Raw genomic sequence first — 23,186 nt, 5'->3', positions numbered from 1 at the left:
TGATTCAATTCTCTCGACGGTCTCGAATTTCAGGGGACGTCGCTACGACATGCCGGGGCAGGGTCACGCGGATCCGGGTGCCACGTTGCCGTTCGATATCGGCCGGGCTGTCGATGGTGATTTGCCCATAATGCTCTTCCACGATGGAATAGACCAGAGCGAGCCCCAGTCCGGTTCCTTCGCCCGGGTCCTTGGTGGTGAAGAACGGTTCGAACAGGCGGTCCATGATGTTCTTCGGGATCCCGCTGCCTTCGTCCTCGACGATCAGGTCGACGGTGTGCTCGCTGACTTCGCTGCGCACCCGCACGGCGCTGCCAGGCGGCGAGGCGTCGCGGGCATTGGACAGCAGGTTGATCAGCACCTGGGCGAGGCGCTGCGGATCGCCCTCGGCCCAGTGGTCCGGGTCGCAGAGATTGAAGAACTGTACTTCGAAGTTGCGCCGGTTCAACGCCAGCAGACCGATGGCGTCTTGTGCCACCTCGGCCAGGCATACCGGCTCTTCACTGTTCTGATGGCTGCCGCCGGCGTGGGCGAAGCTCATCAGCGACTGGACGATGCGCGACACGCGCTTGGTCTGCTCGAGGATCTGGCTGGACAGCTCGATGATTTCCCCATCGCCTTCACGCTCCTCGCGCAGGTTCTGCGCCAGGCAGGCAATGCCGGTAATCGGGTTGCCGATTTCGTGGGCCACGCCAGCGGCCAGGCGGCCGATGCTGGCCAGGCGCTCGGAATGCACCAGTTTGTCTTCCAGGGCCTGGGTTTCGGTGAGGTCCTCGACCAGCAGCACCAGGCCGCTGTTGCCGGGCGCCAGGGGCTCGTCGATGGCCGCCTTGTGCAGGTTCAGCCAGCGCGGTTGGCCGTCCAGCGCCAGGCGCTGCTTGTGCAAATGTTCGTCCGGCACGTTGATGAAGCCCTGCAGCAGGCCGCGCCAGGGTTCGCTGATGGTCACCAGGCGCGAGCCGACCACATGCTTGGCGGCAATGCCGGTCAGCTCTTCCATGGCCTTGTTCCACATCAGGATTTCCTGGTCCTTGGCCAGCGAGCAGACGCCCATGGGCAGCTCTTGCAGGGTCTGGCGGTGGTAGCGGCGCAGGGCGTCGAGTTCGGCGGCAAGGCCGGTGAGGCGCGAGTGGTAGTCTTCCAGGCGGCTCTCGATGAAATGGATGTCCTCGGTGACGTAGTTCTCGTTACCGGACTTGTACGGCAGGAAGGTCTCGACCATGTCCTGCGCCACGCTTGGCCCCATCAGGCCCGAGAGGTTGGCCTCGATACGGTCACGCAGGCGGCGCAAGGCATAGGGGCGGCGCTCATCGAACGGCAGGTAGAGGTCGCGCAGGGCCTGTTCGACCTCCTTCTGTGCCGCCTTGGCGCCAAGTGGCTTGGCCAGTTGGGTGGCGAATTCCTGTGGCGATGCGGCGTGCAGCTCGCGGCGCTGCGGCCGGCGCACGTTGTCCACGGCGCAGGCCTCGGCGGCGCTGACTTCCTCAGTGCTGGCGTTGGTGAACAGGGAAATCAGCGTGAACAGCAGCACGTTGGCCGCCAGCGAGGCAATGGCCGCCATGTGCCAGCTGGTGTCGTCAAGCACATAGATCATGTCCAGCAGCGGGATATAGAAGCCCTGCAGGTTGCCCAGCAGCGGCAGCAGCATGGTCACCAGCCACACCACGGTCCCGGCCAGCAGCCCGGCGATGAAGCCGCGGCGGTTGGCGGTCGGCCAGTACAGCACCGACAGCACGCCTGGCAGGAACTGCAGGGTGGCGACGAAGGCCACGATGCCCAGGTTGGCCAGGCTCTGGTGGTTGTTCTGGGTCAGGTAGAAGACGAAGCCGGCAGTGATGATGGCGACGATCAGCGCCCGGCGGGTCCACTTCAGCCAGCGGTAGATATTGCCTTCCGCCGGTGGCTGGTAAAGCGGCAGCACCAGGTGGTTAAGGGCCATGCCCGACAACGCCAGCGTGGTGACGATGATCAGCCCGCTGGCGGACGCGAGCCCGCCAACGTAGGCCAGCAAAGCCAGCGCCTGGTTGTTGGCGGCGATCCCCAGGCCCAGGGTGAAGTACTCGGGGTTGGTGCTGGCGCCCAGGCGCAGGCCGGCCCACAGCACCAGCGGCACGGCCAGGCTCATCAGCAGCAGGAACAGCGGCAGGCCCCAGCTGGCGCTGACCAGCGAGCGCGGGTTGAGGTTTTCGGTAAAGGCCATGTGGTACATGTGCGGCATGACGATGGCCGAGGCGAAGAACACCAGCAGCAGGGTGCGCCATGGGCCTTCCTGCAAGGGGGTGTGCAAGGCTGCCAGGGCCGTCTGGTTCTGCAGCAGCCACACTTCCAGTTGGTGCGGCCCGCCAAACACACCATACAGCGCATACAGGCCGATACCGCCCAGGGCCAGCAGCTTGATCACCGATTCGAAGGCGATGGCGAACACCAGGCCTTCGTGTTTCTCACGGGTGGCGATATGGCGCGAGCCGAAGAAGATGGTGAACAGGATGATCAGTGCACAGAAGGCAAAGGCCACCCGGGCCTTGACCGGTTCGCCGGTAAGGATGCTGATCGAGTCGGCCACTGCCTGAATCTGCAGGGCAAGCAGGGGCAGCACGCCGATCAGCATGATGAGGGTGGTCAGCGCGCCGGCCCAGGTGCTGCGAAAACGGAACGCCAGCAGGTCGGCCAGCGACGATAACTGGTAGGTGCGGGTGATCTTGAGGATCGGGTAGAGCAGCACCGGCGCCAGCAGGAATGCACCGGACACCCCCAGGTAACAGGCGAGGAAGCCGTAGCCATACTGATAGGCCAGGCCTACCGAACCATAAAAGGCCCAGGCACTGGCGTAGACGCCCAGCGACAAGGTGTAGGTCAGCGGGTGGCGAATGATGGAGCGCGGGATCAGCCCTCGCTCGCTGATCCAGGCCACGCCGAACAGCACCATGAGGTACGCGGCGCTGATCAGGATCATCTGGGTCAGGCTAAAGCTCATCGGCATCTCGTTGGCTCTGCAGGATGAAGGTGACGACGATCAGGATCAGCCAGAGCAGGTAGGGGCGATACCAGGCACCGGTCGGTTCGATCCACCAGTCCATGATGGCCGGGGAGAACAGGTAGATCCCCACGACCAGAAGCAGGACCAAACGATAGATGTACATGCTGGCCTCGATGGTTGGGCGCTGCGGGCTTGGACTTATTATTGGCGCAATTGACTGTGGCGATGCTAGCGGTAATCCATAGGGTTCGCCAAGAGTTTGAATTTATTACGCTTTTGAATTTGTGCGGTATTTGCCTGTGCCGGCCTCTTCGCGGGTAAACCCGCGAAGAGGCATGCCTGCTTCAGTGCAAATCAGCCTCTGGCACCGTCAGCTGCCGGGCAATGGCTTCTGGCCGCCACTGCTCGCGTGCTACCGCCAGCACTTCGGCGGGTGTTGCCAGCAGCAGTTCGGCATCGGTGTCCTGCCCCAGCGCCCGCAACGCGCGCAGCAGCAAAGGCGTCGCCTGCGCCGCCTGCAGTGGCGGCGAACGATAGGACTTGCCCAGCTTGTGCCCGTCAGGCTGGACGATCAGTGGAATGTGCAGATAACGCGGTTGCGAAAAGCCCAGCAACTCTTGCAGGTACAGTTGGCGCGGCGTGTTGTCGAGCAGGTCGGCCCCGCGCACGATATCGGTGATGCCTTGCCAGGCATCGTCCAGCACCACCGCCAATTGATAGGCATAGAGCCCATCGCGTCGCTGGATGATGAAGTCGCCCACTTCGCGCCCAAGGTGCTGCTGGAACTCGCCTTGTACCCGGTCGCTGAAGCGGTAGATCAGTTCGGGTACCCGCAGGCGGATCGCCGCGCCTTCCCGGGCATGCCCCGCATTACGGCAATAGCCTGGGTAAATGCCGTTGTGCCCCTCCAGCTGCTTGCGGGAGCAGGTACAGGCGTAGGCCAGGCCCATGCTGAACAGGCGGTCGACCACGGCGGCATAGGCTTCGTGGCGCTGGCTTTGATAAACCACTTCGCCATCCCATTCCAGGCCGTAGCGCTCGAGGGTCTGCAGTATCGCGTCGCGGGCCCCTGGCATTTCCCTGGGTGGGTCGGTGTCTTCCATGCGCAACAGCCAGCGGCCGCCCACGGCGCGGGCATCGAGCCAGGAGGCCAGGGCGGCGACCAGCGAGCCGAAGTGCAGGAAGCCGCTTGGGGTGGGGGCGAAGCGTCCGATATAACGGGAGTCTTTCATGGCATTGCCAGGCATATAAATGAAACGGGGCGCATGATGCGCCCCGTTCGGATGGAAGACGTGTCAGCCTTTGCCGACGGTCTTTTCCTTTTTCTCCGCGATTTCCTTGCAGTCGAAGCACAGGTCGGCGGTAGGACGGGCTTCAAGGCGGCGCAGGCCGATCTCGATGCCGCACGATTCGCACCAGCCGTATTCTTCGTCCTGGATCTTCTGCAAGGTCTTGTCGATCTTCTTGATCAGCTTGCGCTCGCGGTCGCGGTTACGAAGCTCCAGGGCAAATTCTTCTTCCTGGCTGGCGCGGTCGGCCGGGTCGGGGAAGTTCGCAGCTTCGTCCTTCATGTGGTCTACGGTGCGGTCGACACTCTGCATGAGCTCGCTTTTCCAAGCATTAAGCAGCTTGGTGAAGTGATCCCTCATGCGGTCGTCCATGTAATCTTCGCCCGTGCCCTCTTGATAGGGCGCGACACCGTACATGGTCTGACCGGTTTTTTGCTTTTCTACGGTGGACATGAATAGACCGCCTCTCACTCATCTGATCCAATGCGCAGGCTGCTCCATCTCCGGCACCCGCCGGCCCTGCGACTGCGAGCCGCCGAACTTACCAGATAGATCGGGGGTTGCGCTAGCCCGCCCGATCCTAGGTGTTGACCGCAGCGCGCGGCGCACGTTCGGTGCACTGCAAAGGTAGAATCAACAGTTTAGACCCAATTGAGAGAAGGTCATGGCCCACCCCTACAGCGCGCGCAGCCGCGCCATCGAACCCTTCCACGTCATGGCGTTGCTGGCGCGGGCCAACGAGCTGCAAGCAGCCGGCCATGACGTGATCCACCTTGAAATCGGCGAGCCGGATTTCACCACCGCCGCACCGATCGTCGCTGCCGGCCAGGCCGCGTTGGCCGCCGGGCATACCCGCTATACCGCCGCCCGTGGCCTGCCAGCGCTGCGCGAGGCCATCGCCGGTTTCTATGGCCAGCGTTATGGCCTGCAGATCGACCCCGAGCGGATTCTCGTCACGCCGGGCGGCTCCGGAGCGTTGCTGCTGGCCAGCAGCTTGTTGGTCGACCCCGGCAAGCACTGGCTGCTGGCTGACCCGGGTTACCCGTGCAACCGCCACTTCCTGCGCCTGGTCGAAGGCGGCGCGCAGCTGGTCCCAGTCGGGCCGGAGGTCAACTACCAGCTCACAGCCGACCTGGTCGAGCGTTACTGGGACAAGGACAGCGTCGGCGCCCTGGTCGCCTCGCCAGCCAACCCGACGGGCACCGTGCTGGGCCGCGAGGAGCTGGCCAGCCTGTCCAAGGCCACCCGTGAACGCCATGGTCACCTGGTGGTGGACGAGATCTACCACGGCCTGACCTACGGCATGGATGCGCCGAGCGTGCTGGAAGTGGATGACTCGGCGTTTGTCCTCAATAGTTTTTCCAAGTATTTCGGCATGACCGGCTGGCGGCTCGGCTGGCTGGTGGCCCCGCCCAATGCCGTGGCCGATCTGGAGAAGCTGGCGCAGAACCTCTACATCAGTGCACCGAGCATGGCCCAGCATGCGGCGTTGGCCTGCTTCCAGCCGGAAACGCTGGCGATTTTCGAAGCGCGTCGCGCCGAATTCGCCCGTCGCCGCGACTACCTGTTGCCGGCCCTGCGTGAATTGGGCTTCCGCATTGCCGTCGAGCCGCAGGGCGCGTTCTACCTGTATGCCGATATCAGCGCGTTCGGTGGCGATGCCTTTGCTTTCTGCCAGCATTTCCTTGAAACCGAGCATCTGGCCTTTACCCCAGGCCTGGACTTCGGACGCCATTTGGCCGGCCATCATGTTCGGTTTGCCTATACCCAGGGCCTGCCGCGCCTGGAACAGGCGGTCGAGCGCATCGCCCGTGGGCTGCGGAGCTGGCAAGGCTGAATGGTGTTCTTTCCTCCACTTGAACAAGGGCGCCTGCTGCGTCGCTACAAGCGCTTCCTGGCCGATATCGAATCGGCCAGTGGCGAGCAACTGACCATCCACTGCCCGAACACCGGTTCCATGCTTAATTGCATGCGCGAAGGCGGGCAGGTGTGGTTCAGCCGCTCCAACGACCCCAAGCGCAAATTGCCAGGCACCTGGGAAATCAGCGAAACGCCTCAGGGCCGCCTGGCTTGCATCAACACCGGGCGCGCCAATGCGCTGGTTGAGGAGGCGCTGCGTGCCGGAGTGATCCACGAGCTGGCCGGGTTTACCGCGCTGAAACGTGAGGTAGCTTATGGCGAAGAACGCAGCCGGGTGGATTTTCGCCTGGAGTTTGCAGCCGGGCCCGCTTATATCGAGGTCAAGAGCGTGACCCTGGGTTACCCGGATACTGCCGTGGCGGCGTTCCCGGATGCCGTGACCCAGCGCGGCGCCAAGCACTTGCGCGAGCTGGCGGCTTTGGCCCGCCAGGGCATTCGTGCGGTGCAGCTGTACTGCGTGAACCTGACCGGCATCGAGGCGGTACGCCCAGCCGATGAAATCGACCTTGCCTATGCCAACGCCCTGCGCGCTGCGGTGGCCGATGGGGTCGAGGTGCTGGCCTACGGGGTACGCCTGGATAGCGGGCAGATCGTCATCGACCGCCGGCTACCGGTGTTGCTCAACCCCTGAGCCAGATGCCGTGGCTGTCCTCATGGCAGTCCAGGGCCTGCAGCATTTCGCCTTCGCAAGGGCCGGCCACGCATTCACCACTCTCCATCAGAAACAGCGCGCCATGATGGGCACAGTGGATCAGGCTGGCACTGTCGTCGAGAAAGGCATCTTGCGCCCAGTTCAGCGGGATGCCGCGGTGAGGGCAGCGGTTGCGGTACAGGTATACCTGGCCCTGACGGCGCACGCCGAACAGGTCGATGCCGTCTACGCTGAAGGCGCGGCTATGGCCCTCGGCCAGGGCCGTGGAAGGACAAAGAAAATGCATTGCAGGGAAGGCTCGTGAAACAAAGTGATGGCTTGACGCGTCAATGCGAATAATTATCAAATTGCCCGCATTTGCTGCACCGGCTGCCTATGGTGCGCAGTTCCGCTGCCCGCCACAAGGCGTGCGGCCCGCCTTCAGAAGGAATCCGGTGATGCGCCGTCCCGCTGGCTTGCTCGCCCTGTGCGTAGTTTTCGTTGCTTCCACCCAGGCCTTGGCCGCCGAATTGCCGCAGCGCTGGGTCAGCGCGGGCGGGGCGCTGAGCGAGTGGATCAGTGAACTGGGTGGCGAGCCACGTCTGGTGGGCGTCGATACCACCAGCCAGCACCCCGCGTCGCTGAAGGCCTTGCCGAGTGTTGGTTATCAGCGGCAGTTGTCGGCCGAGGGCATTCTCAGCCTGCACCCGGATGTGCTGGTGGGTACCGAGGAGATGGGGCCGCCGCCGGTGCTGGCGCAGGTGCGCAAAGCCGGCGTGCCGGTCGAGTTGTTTTCCAGTCAGGCCGATCTGGCTGCCGTGGACGAGAATCTCAAGCACTTGGGCACCTTGCTCGGTGCCGAGGACAAAGCCGCACAGTTGGTGGCGGGCTATCATCAGCAACTCGAAGCGCTGCAATCGCAGGTCAGGCAGGCTCGGCAGCAGCATCAGGCGCCAGGTGTGCTGCTGCTGGTGGGGCATGCTGGCGCCAAGCCGCTGATTGCCGGGCAGGGCACTGCAGGCGACTGGGTGCTGCGCCAGGCGGGGGGGCGCAACCTGGCCGAACACCAAGGCTACAAGAATTTCTCCAATGAGGCGCTGGCAGCGCTCGACCCGGATGTCGTGGTGTTTTCCGATCGTGCGTTGAGCGGTGAGCAGGCCTTGCAGGCGTTGCTCAAAGAGAACCCGGCGTTGGCCGCTTCCCGAGCAGTGCGCGACAAGCGCCTGGTGTCGCTCGACGCGACCTTGCTGGTTGGAGGTCTCGGCCCACGCCTGCCAACCGCCATGCAGGAACTGGCGACAGCGTTCTACCCGGCCAGCGCTGCCAAATGAAACAACGTATCCCACCGCGAACGCTATTTGTTTGCCTGGCTTTGCTGTGCCTGATGGCCGTCTGGCTATCGCTGGCCCTTGGGCCGGTCAGCCTGCCGCCAGGGGATACCTTGCGCGCCGGCCTGCGTTTGCTCGGGCTGCCAATTGCCGCTGACGGCCTGGAACAGGCAGACATGATCCTTGCCCAGATCCGCATGCCCCGTACGCTGCTGGGGCTGGCAGTGGGCGCTGTGCTGGCGCTTTCCGGAGTGGCCATGCAGGGCCTGTTCCGCAACCCGTTGGCCGACCCCGGCCTGGTCGGTGTCGCCAGTGGTGCCGCTTTGGGGGCGGCGGTGGCGATTGTCGGCGGCAGTTGGCTAGGGGGTGTCCCGGAAGGGTTTGCCCCGTACCTGCTGTCGGCCTGCGCTTTCATCGGTGGGTTGGGCGTCACGGCGCTGGTGTACCGATTGGGACGGCGTGAGGGGCAGACCAACGTCGCCACGATGCTGCTGGCCGGCATTGCGCTGACAGCGCTGGGCGGCTCGGCGGTGGGGCTGTTCACCTACCTGGCCGATGACGCCACGCTGCGCACGCTGACCTTCTGGAATCTGGGCAGCCTCAATGGTGCCAGTTACGAGCGGCTCTGGCCTTTGTTGCTGATCACTGCGGGGGTGGCGCTCTGGCTGCCGCGCCGGGCTCAGGCGCTCAATGCGTTACTGCTCGGTGAATCGGAAGCGCGGCATCTGGGCATCGAAGTGGAGCGGCTCAAGCGCGAGCTGGTGTTCTGCACGGCTTTAGGGGTTGGCGCTGCAGTCGCCGCAGCGGGGCTGATCGGCTTCGTTGGGCTGGTGGTGCCACATCTGGTGCGGTTGCTGGCTGGCCCCGACCATAGGGTATTGTTGCCTGCCTCGCTGTTGGCCGGTGGGACCTTGCTTTTGTTTGCCGACCTGGTGGCGCGCTTGGCGTTGGCCCCGGCTGAATTGCCCATTGGTATCGTGACCGCATTCATCGGTGCCCCGTTCTTCCTGTTTTTGCTGGTTCGAGGGCGTAATTGATGCTCGAGGTCCAAAACCTGCATCTGCGCCGAGGCAGCAATGAAGTGCTGCATGACATCAATCTGCAACTGGAGCCTGGGCAGGTGCTGGGCGTGCTGGGGCCTAACGGCGCGGGTAAGAGCAGCCTGCTGGGGGCATTGTGCGGCGAGCTAGCGCCAAGCCACGGGCAGGTGACCCTGCAGGGTAAAGCCCTGGCTCAATGGCCTGGCCAGGCTCGGGCACAGCGCCTGGCGGTGTTGCCACAGGTATCCAGCCTGGGCTTCGCCTTCCGTGTCGAGGAGGTAGTCGGCATGGGGCGGCTGCCCCACGGCAGTGGTCGGCAGCGTGACCGGGAGATCGTCGAGGCAGCGTTGCGTGCCGCGGATGCCTGGCACCTGGTTGAGCGCAGTTACCTGGCGCTGTCCGGTGGTGAGCGCCAACGTGTGCACCTGGCACGGGTGCTGGCCCAGCTCTGGCCGGGTGAACAGGGGACCACGCTGTTGCTCGACGAACCGACTTCCATGCTCGACCCTTTGCACCAGCATACGACGCTGGAAGCTGTACGCAGCTTCGCCGACCGTGGTGCAGCAGTGCTGGTGATCCTGCATGACCTCAACCTGGCTGCACGCTACTGTGATCGTGTCCTGCTTCTCGAAAGCGGCCGCTGCCACGCCCTGGCCAGCCCCCGGGAGGTGCTGACGCCAGTGTCACTCAAGGCCGTGTTCGGCATCGACGTGCTGGTGCAGGCGCACCCGGAACGGGGCCACCCGCTGATCATTACCCGCTAGGAGGCACTGCCCATGGGTCATCCTTTGCTGTGCGGTTCATTGCTGTGCCTGGCGCTGGCGCTGGGTGGCTGTCAGGCCAACCTGCCGCCGTTGCCGGCCTGGCAGAGCAGCGAGGGGCGGGATAACGCCGAACTGGGGCAGATTCACGATCTGGCCAGTGGACAGGTGATCAGCCCCGAACAGCTGGTCGAGCGCCTGGCCGATGCGCCACGGGTGTTGATCGGCGAGAAGCATGACAACCCGGATCATCACGCCTTGCAGCTGTGGTTGATGCGTGCGCTGCAGCTGCGCCGGGCGCAGGGCAGCCTGTTGCTGGAAATGCTGCAACCCGAGCAGCAGGCCGGCGTCGATGCGCTCGCCGGGCGAGCGCAACTGCCACAGGACCTGCCCAAGGCCCTGGCCTGGGACGACGGCTGGGACTGGCAATTGTACGGCCCTATTGTGCGAGAAGCCTTGCAACACCGTGTGCCGCTGTTGGCAGCCAACCTGTCACCCACCGAGATGCGCCAGGCCTATCGGCACCCTGCGGTCATGTCGGGAACCCGGTCCAATGCGCCAGCGGTACGGGCGGCACTGCTCGATCAGGTGAAGCAGGGGCATTGTGGCCTGCTACCGGAAAGCCAGCTGCCAGCGATGCTGGCTGTGCAACAACAGCGGGATCGGCGTATTGCCGAACGGCTGCTGGCGGCGCCGCAGCCAGCGCTGCTGTTGGCCGGGTCGTTCCATGCGCGCAAGGACTTGGGGGTGCCTTTGCACCTTGCCGATCTTGGCGCGACGGGCGAGAGCAAAGTGGTGCTGCTGGCCGAAGTGGGTGAGCAGGTCAGAAGCGAGATGGCCGACTTTGTCTGGTACACGGCGGCGATGCCCGAGCAGGACTACTGCGCGCAGTTGCGCCAATAGCACAGACGCCGCTGGGCGGGGTGAACCTGCGGGCAAAAAAAGACCCGGCAAAATGCCGGGTCAATAACCGTGATTAGCCTGATGAGGAGATAATCTGAGAATCCGAACCAGGGACTCTTAGCTTATCCAACCAGTCTCGCGACCAGTTGTGATAATCATAACGATTCTCATTTCATCGTCAACACCCTTCTCGCGTTTATTTCAGATTTTTTTGGCGATAGGGCATTTCGCATCGAGTTGTTGATTGAGCGCTTCCTTGCGTTCGGCTGGCAAATCGTTCCAGTGCATGTCCAGCAATGCACCTTCAATGGCGTACAACAGCACCTTCGACGCCCTGAACCCTCGCGTTTTCACGGCCTGATAGGCGCCCACCGCGCCGAGCCGGCGCAAGTCCGACGCGCTGTGGATACCCGCCGCATGCAACCACTGCGCAGAGGTCTTGCCAAGATTCTTCAGGTGCTGCAATTCATCGTTCATCGAGCCTCCTTGCGATGGCTGAACGGGTCTAGGGGATAAATCGCGAGCAGGTCAGAGAGGAGTGTAGCGGGGGTTGGAAAATGCGCGGCCTTTTGCCATCGGGGACGACGAGCTGTGCTGGCTTGGGCAGGCGCTGCTCCGGCAACGGGCCGGAGCAGGCGTAAAGCGGACTTACAGTCCTGGCAGGCGCTGGCGAATCTGCTCGATCACCTGGTCCATACCGCTGGCTTCCTGGGTATCGATGCGGGTGCTGTGTAGCAGCTCCTGTGCATCCAGTGGCTCACGGCTGGCCTGCTGGGCCTTGACCACTTCAAGCGTGGCATCCGACGGGTCGCTGTTCTCGGCCTGGCGCTGTTCCAGCCAGCTGGCGATGACCGCTTCCGGTGCATGGCAGTCGAGGATCAGGAACGGCACGCCAGTCTCGTTGGCCACTGCTGCTGCGGCCTGGCGCTGTTCAGCCTTGAGGTAGGTGGCATCGAGCACCACCGGGAAACCGGCACGCAAGATCGTCGCCGCCAGTGCGTGCAGGCGCTGGTAGGTGGCCGTGCTGGCGTCCTGGTCATAGATCCCGGCAGCGAGTTGGCCGGCGTTCTGCGCCTGCTGTTCGCCGAACAGGCGCTTGCGCTCCACATCCGAACGCACGCGAACCGCGCCCAGCGCCTCGACCAGGCGCATGGCCACGTGGCTCTTGCCCACTGCCGAAACGCCATGGGTGACAGCAAGCAGGCGGGAAGGAATGGCGCTGTAGCTTTCCGCCAGGTTGGCGTAGTTGCGGTAGGTGCGCAGGGTCGTGGCGCGCTGCACGGCGTCGGCATCGCCCGACAGGCTGAACAGGGCGACCTTGGCCCGTACCAGTGCACGGTAGGCCTTGTAGAAATTCAGCAGTTCCAGCCCGGCGTAGTCGCCGGTCAGCTCCAGGTACTGGCTGATGAAGCGGCGGGCCAGGCACTTGAGGCCACGGTCTTCCAGGTCCATGGCCAGGAAACCGATGTCGGCGTAGACGTCAGTCAGGCGGAACGGCTCGTTGAACTCGATGCAGTCGAAGATCACCACCTTGCCATCGATCAGGGTGGCGTTGCCCAGGTGAATGTCACCGTGGCATTCACGGATGAAACCATTGGCCTTGCGCGCCTGGAGCAGGCCATGCAGGCGCTCGAAGCTGCTGCGCGCCCAGGCCTGGAGGTTGTCCAGTTGCTGCAGGTCGGCTTTGTCGCTGAGGAACGGGCGGATCTGCTCGAAGTTCTGCTCGACCGGAGCCATCACGCTTTCCGGGGTGCCCAGCGGATGCTCCGGCGACACTTTCGGTGCCTGCAGGTGGAATTCGGCAATCTGCCGGGCCATCTGGTCGATGTGGCTGGTATTCAGCTCGCCATTGGCCTGCAAGGTGCTGAGCATCTGGCCTTGGGGGAACTGGCGCATCTTCAAGGCATATTCGATTGCCTCACCTTCACCACCGATCTGTGGCGCTTCGGCACTGCCGGTGATTGGCAGGACTTCAAGGTACAGGCCGTCGGTCAGGCGCTGGTTCAGGCGCAGCTCTTCGTTACAGAAGTGCTGGCGTTGGCCCAGGCTGGTGAAGTCGAGGAAGCCGAAGTTCATCGGCTTTTTGATCTTGTAGGCGTACTCGCCGGTGAGCAGGACCCAGGAGATGTGCGTCTCGATGAGCTGGAACCCGTCCACGGGATGAGGGTACAGGGCAGGGTTCTGCAACGCGTTGATCAAGGCTTGGCTCACGGGAAATCCTTCCGGGGACAGGGAATTCGAAAGCGCCATTATGGTCAATGGTGCCGTCCCTGCCTACCGCCAGAGGGCGCCTGCCTACCCTTTATAAAGTGCGTATAATCCGCCACCATGACTCGAACCCGAAATCCCCGTACCCCTCAGAAACGCCCGACCGGCCGCTCGCGCGCCTGGCTGGGCTGGGCCTTGAAGCTCAGCCTGGTCGGCTTGGTGATCGTCGCCGGCTTCGCGGTTTACCTCGATGCCATCGTTCAGGAGAAGTTCTCCGGCAAGCGCTGGACCATCCCGGCCAAGGTGTATGCCCGGCCGCTGGAGCTGTTCAGCGGCCAGAAACTGAGCAAGAACGACTTCCTCACCGAGCTCGACGCCCTCGGATACCGGCGTGAAAGCGCGGCCAACGGCCCGGGCGCGGCGGCGGTCAACGGCAATACCGTCGACCTCAATACCCGTGGCTTCCAGTTCTACGAGGGTATGGAGCCTGCGCAGTTCGTGCGCGTGCGCTTCTCCGGCGACTATGTGGCAGACCTCGCCGGTGCCAACGGCAAGAAACTCGACGTGGTACGCCTTGAGCCGCTGATGATCGGCGGCATCTACCCGAAGAACCTCGAAGACCGCATCCTGATCAAGATCGACCAGGTGCCGCCATACCTGCTCGAAACCCTGGTAGCCACCGAGGACCGGGACTTCTACAGCCACTTCGGGGTGTCGCCGAAGTCCATCGCCCGGGCCATGTGGGTCAACACTTCGGCCGGTTCGATGCGCCAGGGCGGCAGTACCCTGACCCAGCAGCTGGTGAAGAACTTCTACCTGACCAGCGAGCGTAGCCTCACCCGTAAGCTGACTGAAGCGATGATGGCCGTACTGCTGGAAATGCATTACGACAAGCGCGAGATCCTCGAGGCCTATCTCAACGAAGTATTTGTCGGCCAGGATGGCCAGCGCGCCGTGCATGGCTTCGGCCTGGCCAGCCAGTTCTTCTTCAGCCAGCCGCTGTCGGAGCTGAAACTGCACCAGATCGCCTTGCTGGTTGGCATGGTCAAGGGGCCGTCTTATTACAACCCGCGGCGTTACCCTGACCGTGCGCTGGCGCGGCGTAACCTGGTCCTCGACCTGGTGGCCGAGCAAGGCGTGGCCAGCCAGGCGGAGGTCGATGCGGCGAAGAAGATGCCATTGGGCGTGACCAAGCGCGGCAGCCTGGCCGACAGTTCGTTCCCGGCATTCCTTGACCTGGTCAAGCGCCAGCTGCGCCAGGACTACCGTGACGAAGACTTGACCGAGGAAGGCCTGCGCATCTTCACCAGTTTCGACCCGATCCTGCAGATGAAGGCTGAAACCTCCATGGCCGAAACCTTCAAGCGCCTGGCCGGGCGCAAAGGTGCCGACGAGGTGGAATCGGCGATGGTCGTGACCAACCCGGAAACCGGCGAGGTGCAGGCCTTGATCGGCAGCCGCCAGTCCGGCTTTGCGGGCTTCAACCGTGCCATCGACGCCGTACGGCCGATCGGCTCGCTGGTCAAGCCGGCGGTGTACCTGACCGCGCTGGAGCAGCCAAGCAAGTACACCCTGACCTCCTGGGTGCAGGACGAACCGTTCTCGGTCAAAGGAGCCGATGGCCAGGTATGGCGCCCGCAAAACTATGACCGGCGTTCGCACGGTACGATCTATCTGTACCAGGGCCTGGCCAACTCGCTGAACCTGTCGACCGCCAAGCTCGGCCTGGAAGTCGGTGTGCCGAATGTGATCAAGACCATTGGTCGCCTCGGCGTCAACGTCGATTGGCCAGCCTTCCCGGCAATGCTGCTGGGGGCTGGCGGCATGTCGCCCATGCAAGTCGCGACGATGTACCAGACCATCGCCAACGGTGGCTTCAACACACCGATGCGCGGCATCCGCAGCGTGCTCACGGCCGAAGGCGAGCCGCTCAAGCGCTACCCGTTCCAGATCCAGCAGACCTTCGACCCAGGTGCCATCTACCTGGTACAGAACGCCATGCAACGGGTGATGCGTGAAGGTACCGGTCGCTCGGTCTATAACGTGCTGCCAAGCTCGCTGACCCTGGCGGGCAAGACCGGCACCAGTAACGATTCGCGCGACAGCTGGTTCTCTGGCTTCAGCCAGGACCTGCTGGCCGTGGTGTGGATGGGCCGAGACGATAATGGCAAGACGCCATTTACCGGTGCCACCGGCGCCCTGCAGGTGTGGACCAGCTTCATGAAGAAGGCCGACCCGCTGCCATTGGACATGCCACAGCCAGACAATGTGGTGCAGGCGTGGATCGATCCGTACAGCGGCCATGGTTCTGACAGAAGCTGTCCGGGCGCCGTGCAGATGCCGTATATTCGCGGCAGTGAACCGCCCGCCGGAGCGACCTGCGGCGGTGAGCAGAATCCCGTAGAGTCGGTCATGGACTGGGTCAAGGGCTGGATGAACTGAGCCCAACGCAGCATTGATGAGGTGTGAATTGAAAAAGTGGCTGTTTCCTGCCGTGACGGCGCTGGTAGTGCTCCAGGGGTGCTCCAGCGTGCCGCGAGGCAACATTCCGGTAGTGGACTCGAGCACCCGGGTGTCCAATAGTGAGCGCGTCCAGGCCCACCGTTCGGCGGGCATGAGCAATGGCACCGCGCAGGCACAGTCGCTGCCAGAGGACTCGGGCGTGACCGTGATGATTCCGCAGGGCGCGGGAGCCGCAGGCATCCAGACCTTCCCGGCGGGCAGCAGCGCGGCGCCAATCAGTACCGGCCCCATCACGCCAGGCCCGGTGACGTCGGCGCCGATCACTACAAACCCTAACCCGATCGCTGACGAACCCTTCGATATCGCCTCGATGAACAGCACGCCGGCCGCGTCCAGCGCACCGACCGGCATCCCGCGCAGTAATGCCGCTTCCGGTGGTCTTTCGGCCGACGAGCAGCTCGATGGCCCGGTACTGGCGCTGCTGACCACCGCTCAGTCGCAGCAGGGCAGCGGTGATTTCAACGGTGCCGCTTCGAGCCTGGAGCGCGCCCAGCGCATCGCTCCGCGTGAGCCTCAGGTATTGTTCCGCCTGGCCCAGGTGCGCCTGTCGCAAGGCGACGCGCCCCAGGCCGAGCAACTGGCCCGCCGTGCGTTGACCTACGCCAATGGCCGCCCCGACCTGCAGGCCGAGCTGTGGAACACCATCGCCCAGGCCCGTGAGAAGCAGGGTGACAGCGCCGGTGCCGCCTTGGCGCGGCAGAAAGCGCGGGTCAACTCCTGATGATCGAGCAACGCATTCTCGATATCGCCGACCACCTGCTGCTCATCGAGCGTGAGCTGCAGGTGCAAGGCTGGTGGGATGATGAGCCGCCGAGCGACGATGCGCTGGCCAGTACCGTTCCTTTCGCGGTCGACACGCTCAGCTTCGAGCAGTGGTTGCAGTGGATCTTCCTGCCGCGCATGAAGATCATCATCGAACTCGGCCACCCCCTGCCCAATGCCTCGAGCATCCTGGTGATGGCGGAAACCGTGTTCACCGATCGTCCGGAAGAAAGTCGCGAGCTGCGCCGCCTGTTGGCAGCATTCGACCAATTGATCGCTCCTTCCGCCTGATTTCTTCAGTTTTTCCTTCAAGGGCCGCAGATTGTGGCCCTTTTTTATAAAAATGTTATTTTTTCTGCTGCTGACTCGGTTTTTAGTGGTGGAAGGAATTCATCTTCGGGAAAAATTGGCAATAATTTTTCTTGACTTGTAGGCGCCAAATCACAAGAATCCAGATTCCGCTGTAGAGGGACTGCCAGAAGCAGACCCGCTAAGCAGATCATGAGGCGCACACCCGCGCCGCCTGTAACACCCCGCAACGCGTTACCTCGCGCTGGGTGGGAAAACCCCGCAACACTCTGGGGTCCTCCCAATACTTGCTCAGTCAGTGCTGAACGTTCGCTCATGCTCTGCTTGGCAGTAAACCTATTAAGACCCGCCCAGTGAGGGCGGTATTCTGGCGTTTTAGAGGTGAACAACGTGGAGCTTTTATCTGGCGCTGAAATGGTCGTCCGCTTCTTGCGTGACGAAGGCGTTAAGCACATCTACGGGTACCCTGGTGGTGCTCTCCTTCATGTTTATGACGCGCTGTTCAAAGAGCCGGAAGTGGAACACATCCTGGTTCGTCACGAGCAGGCGGCAACCCATATGGCGGACGGCTACGCCCGCGCCACCGGCAAGGCCGGCGTGGTGCTGGTAACCTCCGGTCCGGGCGCGACCAATGCCATTACCGGCATTGCCACCGCCTACATGGATTCGATTCCGATGGTCATCCTGTCCGGCCAGGTGCCTAGCACCATGGTAGGTACCGATGCCTTCCAGGAAACCGACATGATCGGTATCTCGCGGCCGATCGTGAAGCACAGCTTCATGATCAAGAACCCGACCGAGATCCCTGAAGTACTCAAGAAAGCCTTCTACCTGGCGCAATCCGGTCGCCCAGGCCCGGTCGTGGTCGACATTCCAAAAGATATGACCAACCCGGCCGAGAAGTTCGAGTACGTCTATCCGAAGAAGGTCAAGCTGCGCTCTTACAGCCCGGCTGTGCGCGGTCATTCCGGCCAGATCCGCAAGGCTGCCGAAATGCTCCTGGCTGCCAAGCGCCCGATCGTCTATGCCGGTGGCGGCGTGATCCTCGGCGGTGGCTCCGAAGCCCTGACCGAAATCGCCAAGTCACTGAATCTGCCGGTCACCAACACCCTGATGGGGTTGGGTGGCTTCCCGGGGACTGACCGTCAGTTCCTCGGCATGCTCGGCATGCACGGCAGCTTCACTGCCAACATGGCCATGCACAATGCCGACGTGATCTTTGCTGTCGGCGCGCGTTTCGACGACCGCGTGGTCAATGGCCCGGCCAAGTTCTGCCCGAATGCCAAGATCATCCATGTCGACATCGACCCGGCGTCGATTTCCAAGATGATCAAAGCCGACGTGCCGATCGTTGGCCCGGTCGACAGCGTGCTCAGCGAAATGCTTGGCATCCTCAAGGAAATTGGCGAGCAGCCTGACAAGGTGGCGCTGGATGCCTGGTGGAAGCAGATTGACGAATGGCGTGGCAATGGCGAGCTGTTCCCGTATGACAAGGGCGACGGCAACGTCATCAAACCGCAAAAAGTCATCGAGACCCTGTGCGAAGTGACCCATGGCGATGCTTTCGTCACCTCGGACGTTGGCCAGCACCAGATGTTCGCGGCGCAGTACTACCGCTTCAACAAGCCGAACCGCTGGATCAACTCCGGTGGCCTGGGCACCATGGGCTTCGGCTTCCCGGCAGCGATGGGCGTCAAGCTCAACTTCCCGGATCAGGACGTTGCCTGCGTGACTGGCGAAGGCAGCATCCAGATGAACATCCAGGAGCTGTCCACCTGCATGCAGTACGGCCTGCCGGTGAAGATCGTCAACCTGAACAACGGTGTATTGGGCATGGTCCGCCAATGGCAGGACATGGCCTACAACGGTCGTCATTCGCACTCGTACGTCGAGTCGCTGCCTGACTTCATCAAGCTGGCCGAGGCCTACGGCCATGTGGGTATCCGCATCACCAGCCTGAAAGATCTCAAGCCGAAGCTTGAAGAAGCGTTTGCGATGAAGGACCGCCTGGTGTTCATCGACATCGCGGTCGACCGCAGCGAGCACGTCTATCCGATGCAGATCAAGGATGGCTCGATGCGTGACATGTGGCTGAGCAAGACGGAGCGTACCTGATATGCGGCACATCATTTCCCTGCTGCTGGAAAACGAACCCGGTGCTCTGTCCCGTGTGGTCGGCCTGTTCTCCCAGCGCAACTACAACATTGAAAGCCTGACCGTGGCGCCGACCGAAGACCCGACCCTGTCGCGTCTGACGCTGACCACCGTTGGCCATGACGAAGTGATCGAACAGATCACCAAGAACCTGAACAAGCTGGTCGAAGTGGTAAAACTGGTCGACCTGTCGGAAAGCGCCCATATCGAGCGTGAACTGATGCTGGTCAAGGTCAAGGCCACCGGTGCCCAGCGCGCCGAGATCAAGCGCACCACGGACATCTTCCGTGGCCAGATCGTCGATGTGACCGCCAGTGTGTACACCGTGCAGCTGAGCGGCACCAGCGACAAGCTGGACAGCTTCATCCAGGCGATCGGCACCGCATCGATTCTCGAAACCGTGCGCAGTGGCGTTACCGGCATCGCCCGTGGCGACAAAGTGCTCAGCATCTAAATTCAAAAATTAGCGATGGCTCCGCAGGGGCCGAGATATAACCAGGGGTATTTTCATGAAAGTTTTCTACGATAAAGACTGCGACCTTTCCATCATCCAGGGTAAGAAAGTCGCCATCATCGGTTACGGTTCCCAGGGCCACGCTCAGGCGTGCAACCTGAAGGACTCCGGTGTAGATGTCACCATCGGTCTGCGTAAAGGTTCGGCCACCGTTGCCAAGGCTGAAGCCCATGGCCTGAAAGTGACCGACGTTGCCTCCGCCGTCGCTGCCGCCGACCTGGTCATGATCCTGACCCCGGACGAGTTCCAGGGCCAGCTGTACAAGCAGGAAATCGAGCCGAACATCAAGAAGGGCGCTACCCTGGCCTTCTCCCACGGCTTCGCCATCCACTACAACCAGGTTGTTCCACGTGCCGACCTCGACGTGATCATGATCGCGCCAAAAGCACCGGGCCACACCGTGCGCTCCGAGTTCGTCAAAGGTGGCGGTATCCCTGACCTGATCGCTATTTATCAGGACGCCTCCGGCAACGCCAAGAACGTCGCCCTGTCGTACGCTTCGGGCGTAGGCGGCGGCCGTACCGGTATCATCGAAACCACCTTCAAGGACGAGACCGAAACCGACCTGTTCGGTGAGCAGGCTGTTCTGTGCGGTGGTACCGTCGAGCTGGTCAAAGCCGGCTTCGAAACCTTGGTTGAAGCAGGCTACGCGCCAGAAATGGCCTACTTCGAGTGCCTGCACGAGCTGAAGCTGATCGTTGACCTCATGTACGAAGGCGGCATCGCCAACATGAACTACTCGATCTCCAACAACGCCGAGTACGGTGAGTACGTCACCGGTCCGGAAGTCATCAACGAAGAATCCCGCAAGGCCATGCGTAACGCTCTGAAGCGCATCCAGGACGGTGAGTACGCGAAGATGTTCATCTCCGAAGGTGCTACCAACTACCCATCGATGACCGCCAAGCGCCGCAACAACGCCGCTCACGGCATCGAGATCATCGGCGAGCAGCTGCGTTCGATGATGCCTTGGATTTCGGCTAACAAAATCGTCGACAAGACCAAGAACTGAGTCTTATCGAAAGATGAAAAACGCGGCTTCGGCCGCGTTTTTTCGTTCTGGCAGTCAGCTTCTGGTATAAAGCAGACCAGTGGCTCGCCGTCAGAACCTGTTTTGCGGGCCCGTGTCGAACATTTTCCATCCTGTTGCAAGGTACCCTCCATGAGCGAACGTCCCGAAGAGCCGAACAAGCCCTCCGACGCCGAAAGCCTGCTACCTGTCGATGAGCACGTTGAAGAAGGGCATGACGCCGAAGGGCGCAAGGTGCGCCATCGCGGCATCTATCTGCTGCCCAACCTTTTCACCACCGCCAACCTGTTTGCCGGTTTCTATTCCATCATCAGCTCGATGAGTGCGCAGAGCGCTGGCGATCCACGCGAGGCAAGCAAGTATTTCGCCTTTGCCGCCATTGCGATCTTCGTGGCCATGGTGCTCGACGGCCTCGATGGTCGTGTGGCGCGCATGACCAATACCCAGAGCGCCTTCGGTGCCGAGTACGACTCGCTATCGGACATGGTCGCCTTCGGTGTGGCCCCAGCCCTGCTGGCCTTCGGCTGGGCGTTGGGTGACATGGGCAAGGTCGGCTGGATGGTCGCCTTCATCTATGTAGCGGGTGCGGCGTTGCGTCTGGCGCGTTTCAATACCCAGGTTGGCACTGCCGACAAGCGCTACTTCATCGGCCTGGCCAGTCCGGCCGCCGCCGGTGTGGTCGCCGGTACCGTCTGGGCATTCAGCGACTACGGCATTCAGGGCTCCAAGCTGTCGTTCCTGGTGGCACTGCTGGTAGCCGCTGCGGGCATGCTGATGGTCAGCAACATCAAGTACAACAGCTTCAAGGAGCTGGACCTCAAGGGGCGCGTGCCGTTCGTGGCGATCCTCGCGGTGGTGCTGGTGTTTGCCGTGGTGTTCAGCGACCCACCGCGCATTCTCCTGCTGATCTTCCTTGCCTACGCTGCTTCGGGGCCTATCCAGTTCCTGTTGCGTGGTCGTCGCCGCAAAGGGTGATAAATATTTAATGCTGGAATAACCCTCCGGCTCCATAGTCTTACTGGTACATCCGTTATCCAGTGCTGTGGAGCCGACCATGCTCATCAAGCTTCCCAGGTCTTCCGACTGCAAGGCAGCGGAGATTACTCCTGAAGGTATCTACTTTTCCCGTCGTACTCTGCTCGGTGGCTCGCTGGCTGGTCTGGCCTTGGGCGCATTGCCAGGCGGGGCGAGCGCAGCTGATGTGTCGCGCTATGCCGATGTGGCGCCCGGCGCCGCGCCAGGCTGGTTTACCGACAAGCTCGTTGCCGCACGTTGGCAGGCAGTGACGGTCAAGGATGAGGCGATCACGCCCTTTAAAGACGCCACCCATTACAACAACTTCTATGAGTTCGGCCCGGACAAGGGCGACCCGGCCGCCAATGGCGACAGCCTGAAGACCGAGCCCTGGTCGGTCGTGGTGGATGGTGAGGTGGGCAAGCCGGGGCGCTATGCGCTGGAAGACCTCGTAAAACCCTATCAACTTGAAGAACGCATCTACCGGCTGCGCTGTGTGGAGGCGTGGTCGATGGTCATTCCCTGGCTGGGGTTTCCCTTGGCGCAGCTGCTCAAGCAGGTCGAACCGACCTCGAAGGCGCGCTATGTCCGTTTCGAGACGCTGAAGGACCCGCAGCACATGCCTGGGCAGCGTTCAGGCTTTGCCTTGATCGACTGGCCTTACAGAGAAGGCCTGCGCCTGGATGAGGCGATGCATCCGCTGGCGATTCTGGCCGTGGGGATGTATGGCAGGGAGCTGCCCAACCAGAATGGTGCGCCGTTACGTCTGGTGGTGCCTTGGAAGTACGGCTTCAAAAGCATCAAGTCCATCGTGCGAATCAGCTTGGTGGCCGAGCAGCCCGGGACCACCTGGCAGGGGCTGGCGCCAGAAGAGTATGGCTTTTACGCCAATGTGAATCCGACCGTTGACCATCCGCGCTGGACTCAGGCTCGCGAGCGACGCTTGCCCAGCGGTTTGTTCAGTCCCAACGTGCGAGAGACTCAGATGTTCAATGGTTACGCCGATGAGGTGGCGTCACTGTATACCGGGCTTGATCTGCGGAAGAACTATTGATGCGCTATCCCTGGTTTCGGCTGGCTATTTTTATTGTGGGGTGTCTGTTCCCCGCATGGTGGTTGTACGAGGCGGCAATGAACCTGTTGGGGCCGGACCCCGGGAAGATCATCATGGATCGACTGGGGCTGGGGGCGTTGACCTTTTTGCTGATCACCTTGGGGATGACGCCGCTGCAGAAACTGACGGGGTGGCCGGGGTGGATCGTGGTGCGGCGTCAGCTGGGGTTGTGGGTGTTTGCCTATATCGTGCTGCACATCCTGGCGTACCTGTTCTTTATCCTTGGGTTGGATTGGGGGCAGCTGGCGGTCGAGCTGCGCAAGCGACCTTACATTATTGTCGGTTCGCTTGGTTTTCTCGGCTTGCTGGTGCTTGCGGTTACCTCGAACCGGTATAGCCAGCGGCGACTGGGGGCGCGTTGGAAGAAGCTGCACAAGCTGGTGTACGGGGTGCTTGGATTGGGGTTGTTGCACTTCCTGTGGATCGTTCGGTCGGATCTGAGGGAGTGGGCTATTTATGCAGGCATTGGCGCTGTGCTCATGTTCATGCGGTTTCCTGCTGTTGCGCGGACCCTTCCGAGGATTTTACGGAGGCCGGAGAGGGCGCGCTGAGATGTTTTTGAAAGAAAAGGTTGACGGGGTTTCGAATCCCCTTATAATGCGCCCCACTTCCAGCGACATCGGAACGACAAACTCCTTGAAATTCAATGAGTTAGGTAGTTGCGGCGAGGTTGGGAGCGCTTCGATCGAATGATCGATGGCGGTTGAGA

General features: G+C 62.2%; 23 protein-coding genes. 15 read left to right on the top strand and 8 right to left on the bottom strand.

The window, feature by feature from the left end; genetic code table 11:
* Positions 1 to 4: 4 nt before the first annotated feature.
* The 4 genes from L6D64_RS25010 to dksA form a co-directional block, all read right to left on the bottom strand.
* On the bottom strand, positions 5 to 2,980 hold the full coding sequence (locus L6D64_RS25010; protein ID WP_176509684.1) for a sensor histidine kinase: 2,976 nt from the start codon (positions 2,978 to 2,980) through the stop codon (positions 5 to 7).
* On the bottom strand, positions 2,964 to 3,140 hold the full coding sequence (locus L6D64_RS25005) for a hypothetical protein (protein ID WP_003250005.1): 177 nt from the start codon (positions 3,138 to 3,140) through the stop codon (positions 2,964 to 2,966). Before L6D64_RS25005 ends, L6D64_RS25010 begins: the two co-directional genes overlap by 17 nt.
* 181 nt (positions 3,141 to 3,321) lie before the next feature.
* Positions 3,322 to 4,209 carry a tRNA glutamyl-Q(34) synthetase GluQRS gene (gluQRS, locus tag L6D64_RS25000; RefSeq protein ID WP_176509683.1) on the bottom strand — a complete coding sequence of 296 codons (888 nt, stop codon included), beginning with the start codon at positions 4,207 to 4,209 and terminating at the stop codon, positions 3,322 to 3,324.
* A gap of 63 nt (positions 4,210 to 4,272) precedes the next feature.
* On the bottom strand, positions 4,273 to 4,719 hold the full coding sequence (dksA, locus tag L6D64_RS24995; RefSeq protein WP_054885619.1) for an RNA polymerase-binding protein DksA: 447 nt from the start codon (positions 4,717 to 4,719) through the stop codon (positions 4,273 to 4,275).
* 211 nt (positions 4,720 to 4,930) lie between these two features.
* Between dksA and L6D64_RS24990 the strand changes: the two genes are divergently transcribed.
* Together L6D64_RS24990 and sfsA are read left to right on the top strand one after the other, a co-directional pair.
* On the top strand, positions 4,931 to 6,103 hold the full coding sequence (locus L6D64_RS24990) for a pyridoxal phosphate-dependent aminotransferase (protein WP_176509682.1): 1,173 nt from the start codon (positions 4,931 to 4,933) through the stop codon (positions 6,101 to 6,103).
* Positions 6,104 to 6,817 (top strand): DNA/RNA nuclease SfsA, encoded by a 714-nt coding sequence (sfsA, locus tag L6D64_RS24985; RefSeq protein WP_176509681.1) that lies wholly within the window; start codon positions 6,104 to 6,106, stop codon positions 6,815 to 6,817. It abuts the gene before it with no gap.
* On the opposite strand, the gene L6D64_RS24980 is transcribed toward sfsA, so the two are convergent.
* Positions 6,807 to 7,124: a Rieske (2Fe-2S) protein gene (locus L6D64_RS24980; protein WP_176509680.1), complete on the bottom strand. Its 318-nt coding sequence runs from the start codon at positions 7,122 to 7,124 to the stop codon at positions 6,807 to 6,809. The two genes, sfsA and L6D64_RS24980, sit on opposite strands and share 11 nt — an antisense overlap.
* Positions 7,125 to 7,272: 148 nt before the next feature.
* On the opposite strand from L6D64_RS24980, the gene L6D64_RS24975 reads away from it, so the two are divergent.
* Genes L6D64_RS24975 through L6D64_RS24960 form a run of 4 tightly spaced genes read left to right on the top strand, consistent with a single transcriptional unit; the run spans position 7,273 to position 10,849 of the window.
* The gene (locus tag L6D64_RS24975) at positions 7,273 to 8,148 is read left to right on the top strand and encodes a heme/hemin ABC transporter substrate-binding protein (protein WP_176509679.1); all 876 of its coding nucleotides are present in this window, start codon (positions 7,273 to 7,275) and stop codon (positions 8,146 to 8,148) included.
* Between the two features lie 50 nt (positions 8,149 to 8,198).
* Positions 8,199 to 9,182 carry a FecCD family ABC transporter permease gene (locus L6D64_RS24970; RefSeq protein WP_176509685.1) on the top strand — a complete coding sequence of 328 codons (984 nt, stop codon included), beginning with the start codon at positions 8,199 to 8,201 and terminating at the stop codon, positions 9,180 to 9,182.
* Positions 9,182 to 9,949 carry a heme ABC transporter ATP-binding protein gene (locus L6D64_RS24965; protein ID WP_176509678.1) on the top strand — a complete coding sequence of 256 codons (768 nt, stop codon included), beginning with the start codon at positions 9,182 to 9,184 and terminating at the stop codon, positions 9,947 to 9,949. The genes L6D64_RS24970 and L6D64_RS24965 overlap by 1 nt, the downstream gene beginning before the upstream one ends.
* 12 nt (positions 9,950 to 9,961) lie before the next feature.
* The gene (locus L6D64_RS24960; protein WP_176509677.1) at positions 9,962 to 10,849 is read left to right on the top strand and encodes a ChaN family lipoprotein; all 888 of its coding nucleotides are present in this window, start codon (positions 9,962 to 9,964) and stop codon (positions 10,847 to 10,849) included.
* A gap of 201 nt (positions 10,850 to 11,050) precedes the next feature.
* On the opposite strand, the gene L6D64_RS24955 is transcribed toward L6D64_RS24960, so the two are convergent.
* Both L6D64_RS24955 and L6D64_RS24950 read right to left on the bottom strand, forming a co-directional pair.
* A complete protein-coding gene (locus tag L6D64_RS24955) occupies positions 11,051 to 11,326 on the bottom strand; it encodes a TfoX/Sxy family protein (RefSeq protein ID WP_176509676.1) in 276 nt (91 codons plus the stop codon).
* A 171-nt stretch (positions 11,327 to 11,497) separates the two neighbouring features.
* The gene (locus tag L6D64_RS24950) at positions 11,498 to 13,060 is read right to left on the bottom strand and encodes a bifunctional aminoglycoside phosphotransferase/ATP-binding protein (RefSeq protein WP_176509675.1); all 1,563 of its coding nucleotides are present in this window, start codon (positions 13,058 to 13,060) and stop codon (positions 11,498 to 11,500) included.
* Positions 13,061 to 13,177: 117 nt separating this feature from the next.
* Between L6D64_RS24950 and mrcB the strand changes: the two genes are divergently transcribed.
* The 9 genes from mrcB to msrQ all read left to right on the top strand — a co-directional run bounded on the left by mrcB (position 13,178) and on the right by msrQ (position 23,028).
* A complete protein-coding gene (gene mrcB, locus L6D64_RS24945) occupies positions 13,178 to 15,499 on the top strand; it encodes a penicillin-binding protein 1B (protein ID WP_054885609.1) in 2,322 nt (773 codons plus the stop codon).
* Positions 15,500 to 15,515: 16 nt separating this feature from the next.
* Positions 15,516 to 16,301: a tetratricopeptide repeat protein gene (locus L6D64_RS24940; RefSeq protein ID WP_176509674.1), complete on the top strand. Its 786-nt coding sequence runs from the start codon at positions 15,516 to 15,518 to the stop codon at positions 16,299 to 16,301.
* On the top strand, positions 16,301 to 16,633 hold the full coding sequence (locus tag L6D64_RS24935) for a YqcC family protein (protein ID WP_176509673.1): 333 nt from the start codon (positions 16,301 to 16,303) through the stop codon (positions 16,631 to 16,633). Before L6D64_RS24940 ends, L6D64_RS24935 begins: the two co-directional genes overlap by 1 nt.
* Before the next feature lie 408 nt (positions 16,634 to 17,041).
* Positions 17,042 to 18,766 (top strand): acetolactate synthase 3 large subunit, encoded by a 1,725-nt coding sequence (locus L6D64_RS24930; protein ID WP_176509672.1) that lies wholly within the window; start codon positions 17,042 to 17,044, stop codon positions 18,764 to 18,766.
* 1 nt (position 18,767) lies between these two features.
* Positions 18,768 to 19,259, top strand: a complete 492-nt coding sequence (ilvN, locus tag L6D64_RS24925) for an acetolactate synthase small subunit (protein ID WP_003250040.1) — start codon at positions 18,768 to 18,770, stop codon at positions 19,257 to 19,259.
* Between the two features lie 55 nt (positions 19,260 to 19,314).
* Positions 19,315 to 20,331, top strand: a complete 1,017-nt coding sequence (ilvC, locus tag L6D64_RS24920; RefSeq protein WP_054885606.1) for a ketol-acid reductoisomerase — start codon at positions 19,315 to 19,317, stop codon at positions 20,329 to 20,331.
* Between the two features lie 150 nt (positions 20,332 to 20,481).
* Positions 20,482 to 21,324 carry a CDP-diacylglycerol--serine O-phosphatidyltransferase gene (pssA, locus tag L6D64_RS24915; RefSeq protein WP_176509671.1) on the top strand — a complete coding sequence of 281 codons (843 nt, stop codon included), beginning with the start codon at positions 20,482 to 20,484 and terminating at the stop codon, positions 21,322 to 21,324.
* Between the two features lie 79 nt (positions 21,325 to 21,403).
* Positions 21,404 to 22,417 (top strand): protein-methionine-sulfoxide reductase catalytic subunit MsrP, encoded by a 1,014-nt coding sequence (gene msrP / locus L6D64_RS24910; protein ID WP_176509670.1) that lies wholly within the window; start codon positions 21,404 to 21,406, stop codon positions 22,415 to 22,417.
* Positions 22,417 to 23,028 (top strand): protein-methionine-sulfoxide reductase heme-binding subunit MsrQ, encoded by a 612-nt coding sequence (msrQ, locus tag L6D64_RS24905; protein WP_176509669.1) that lies wholly within the window; start codon positions 22,417 to 22,419, stop codon positions 23,026 to 23,028. Before msrP ends, msrQ begins: the two co-directional genes overlap by 1 nt.
* Here the strand turns inward: msrQ and L6D64_RS24900 are convergent.
* The coding region (locus tag L6D64_RS24900; protein WP_236192605.1) for a hypothetical protein at positions 23,002 to 23,186 on the bottom strand (185 nt) is incomplete at its 5' end. The genes msrQ and L6D64_RS24900 overlap by 27 nt on opposite strands.

Source organism: Pseudomonas urethralis, assembly GCF_021602465.1.
In the GTDB taxonomy this organism is placed as follows: Bacteria; Pseudomonadota; Gammaproteobacteria; order Pseudomonadales; family Pseudomonadaceae; genus Aquipseudomonas; species Aquipseudomonas vlassakiae.
Note: the sequence above shows the minus strand (reverse complement) of the source record. Positions and strands in the feature narration are given on the sequence as shown.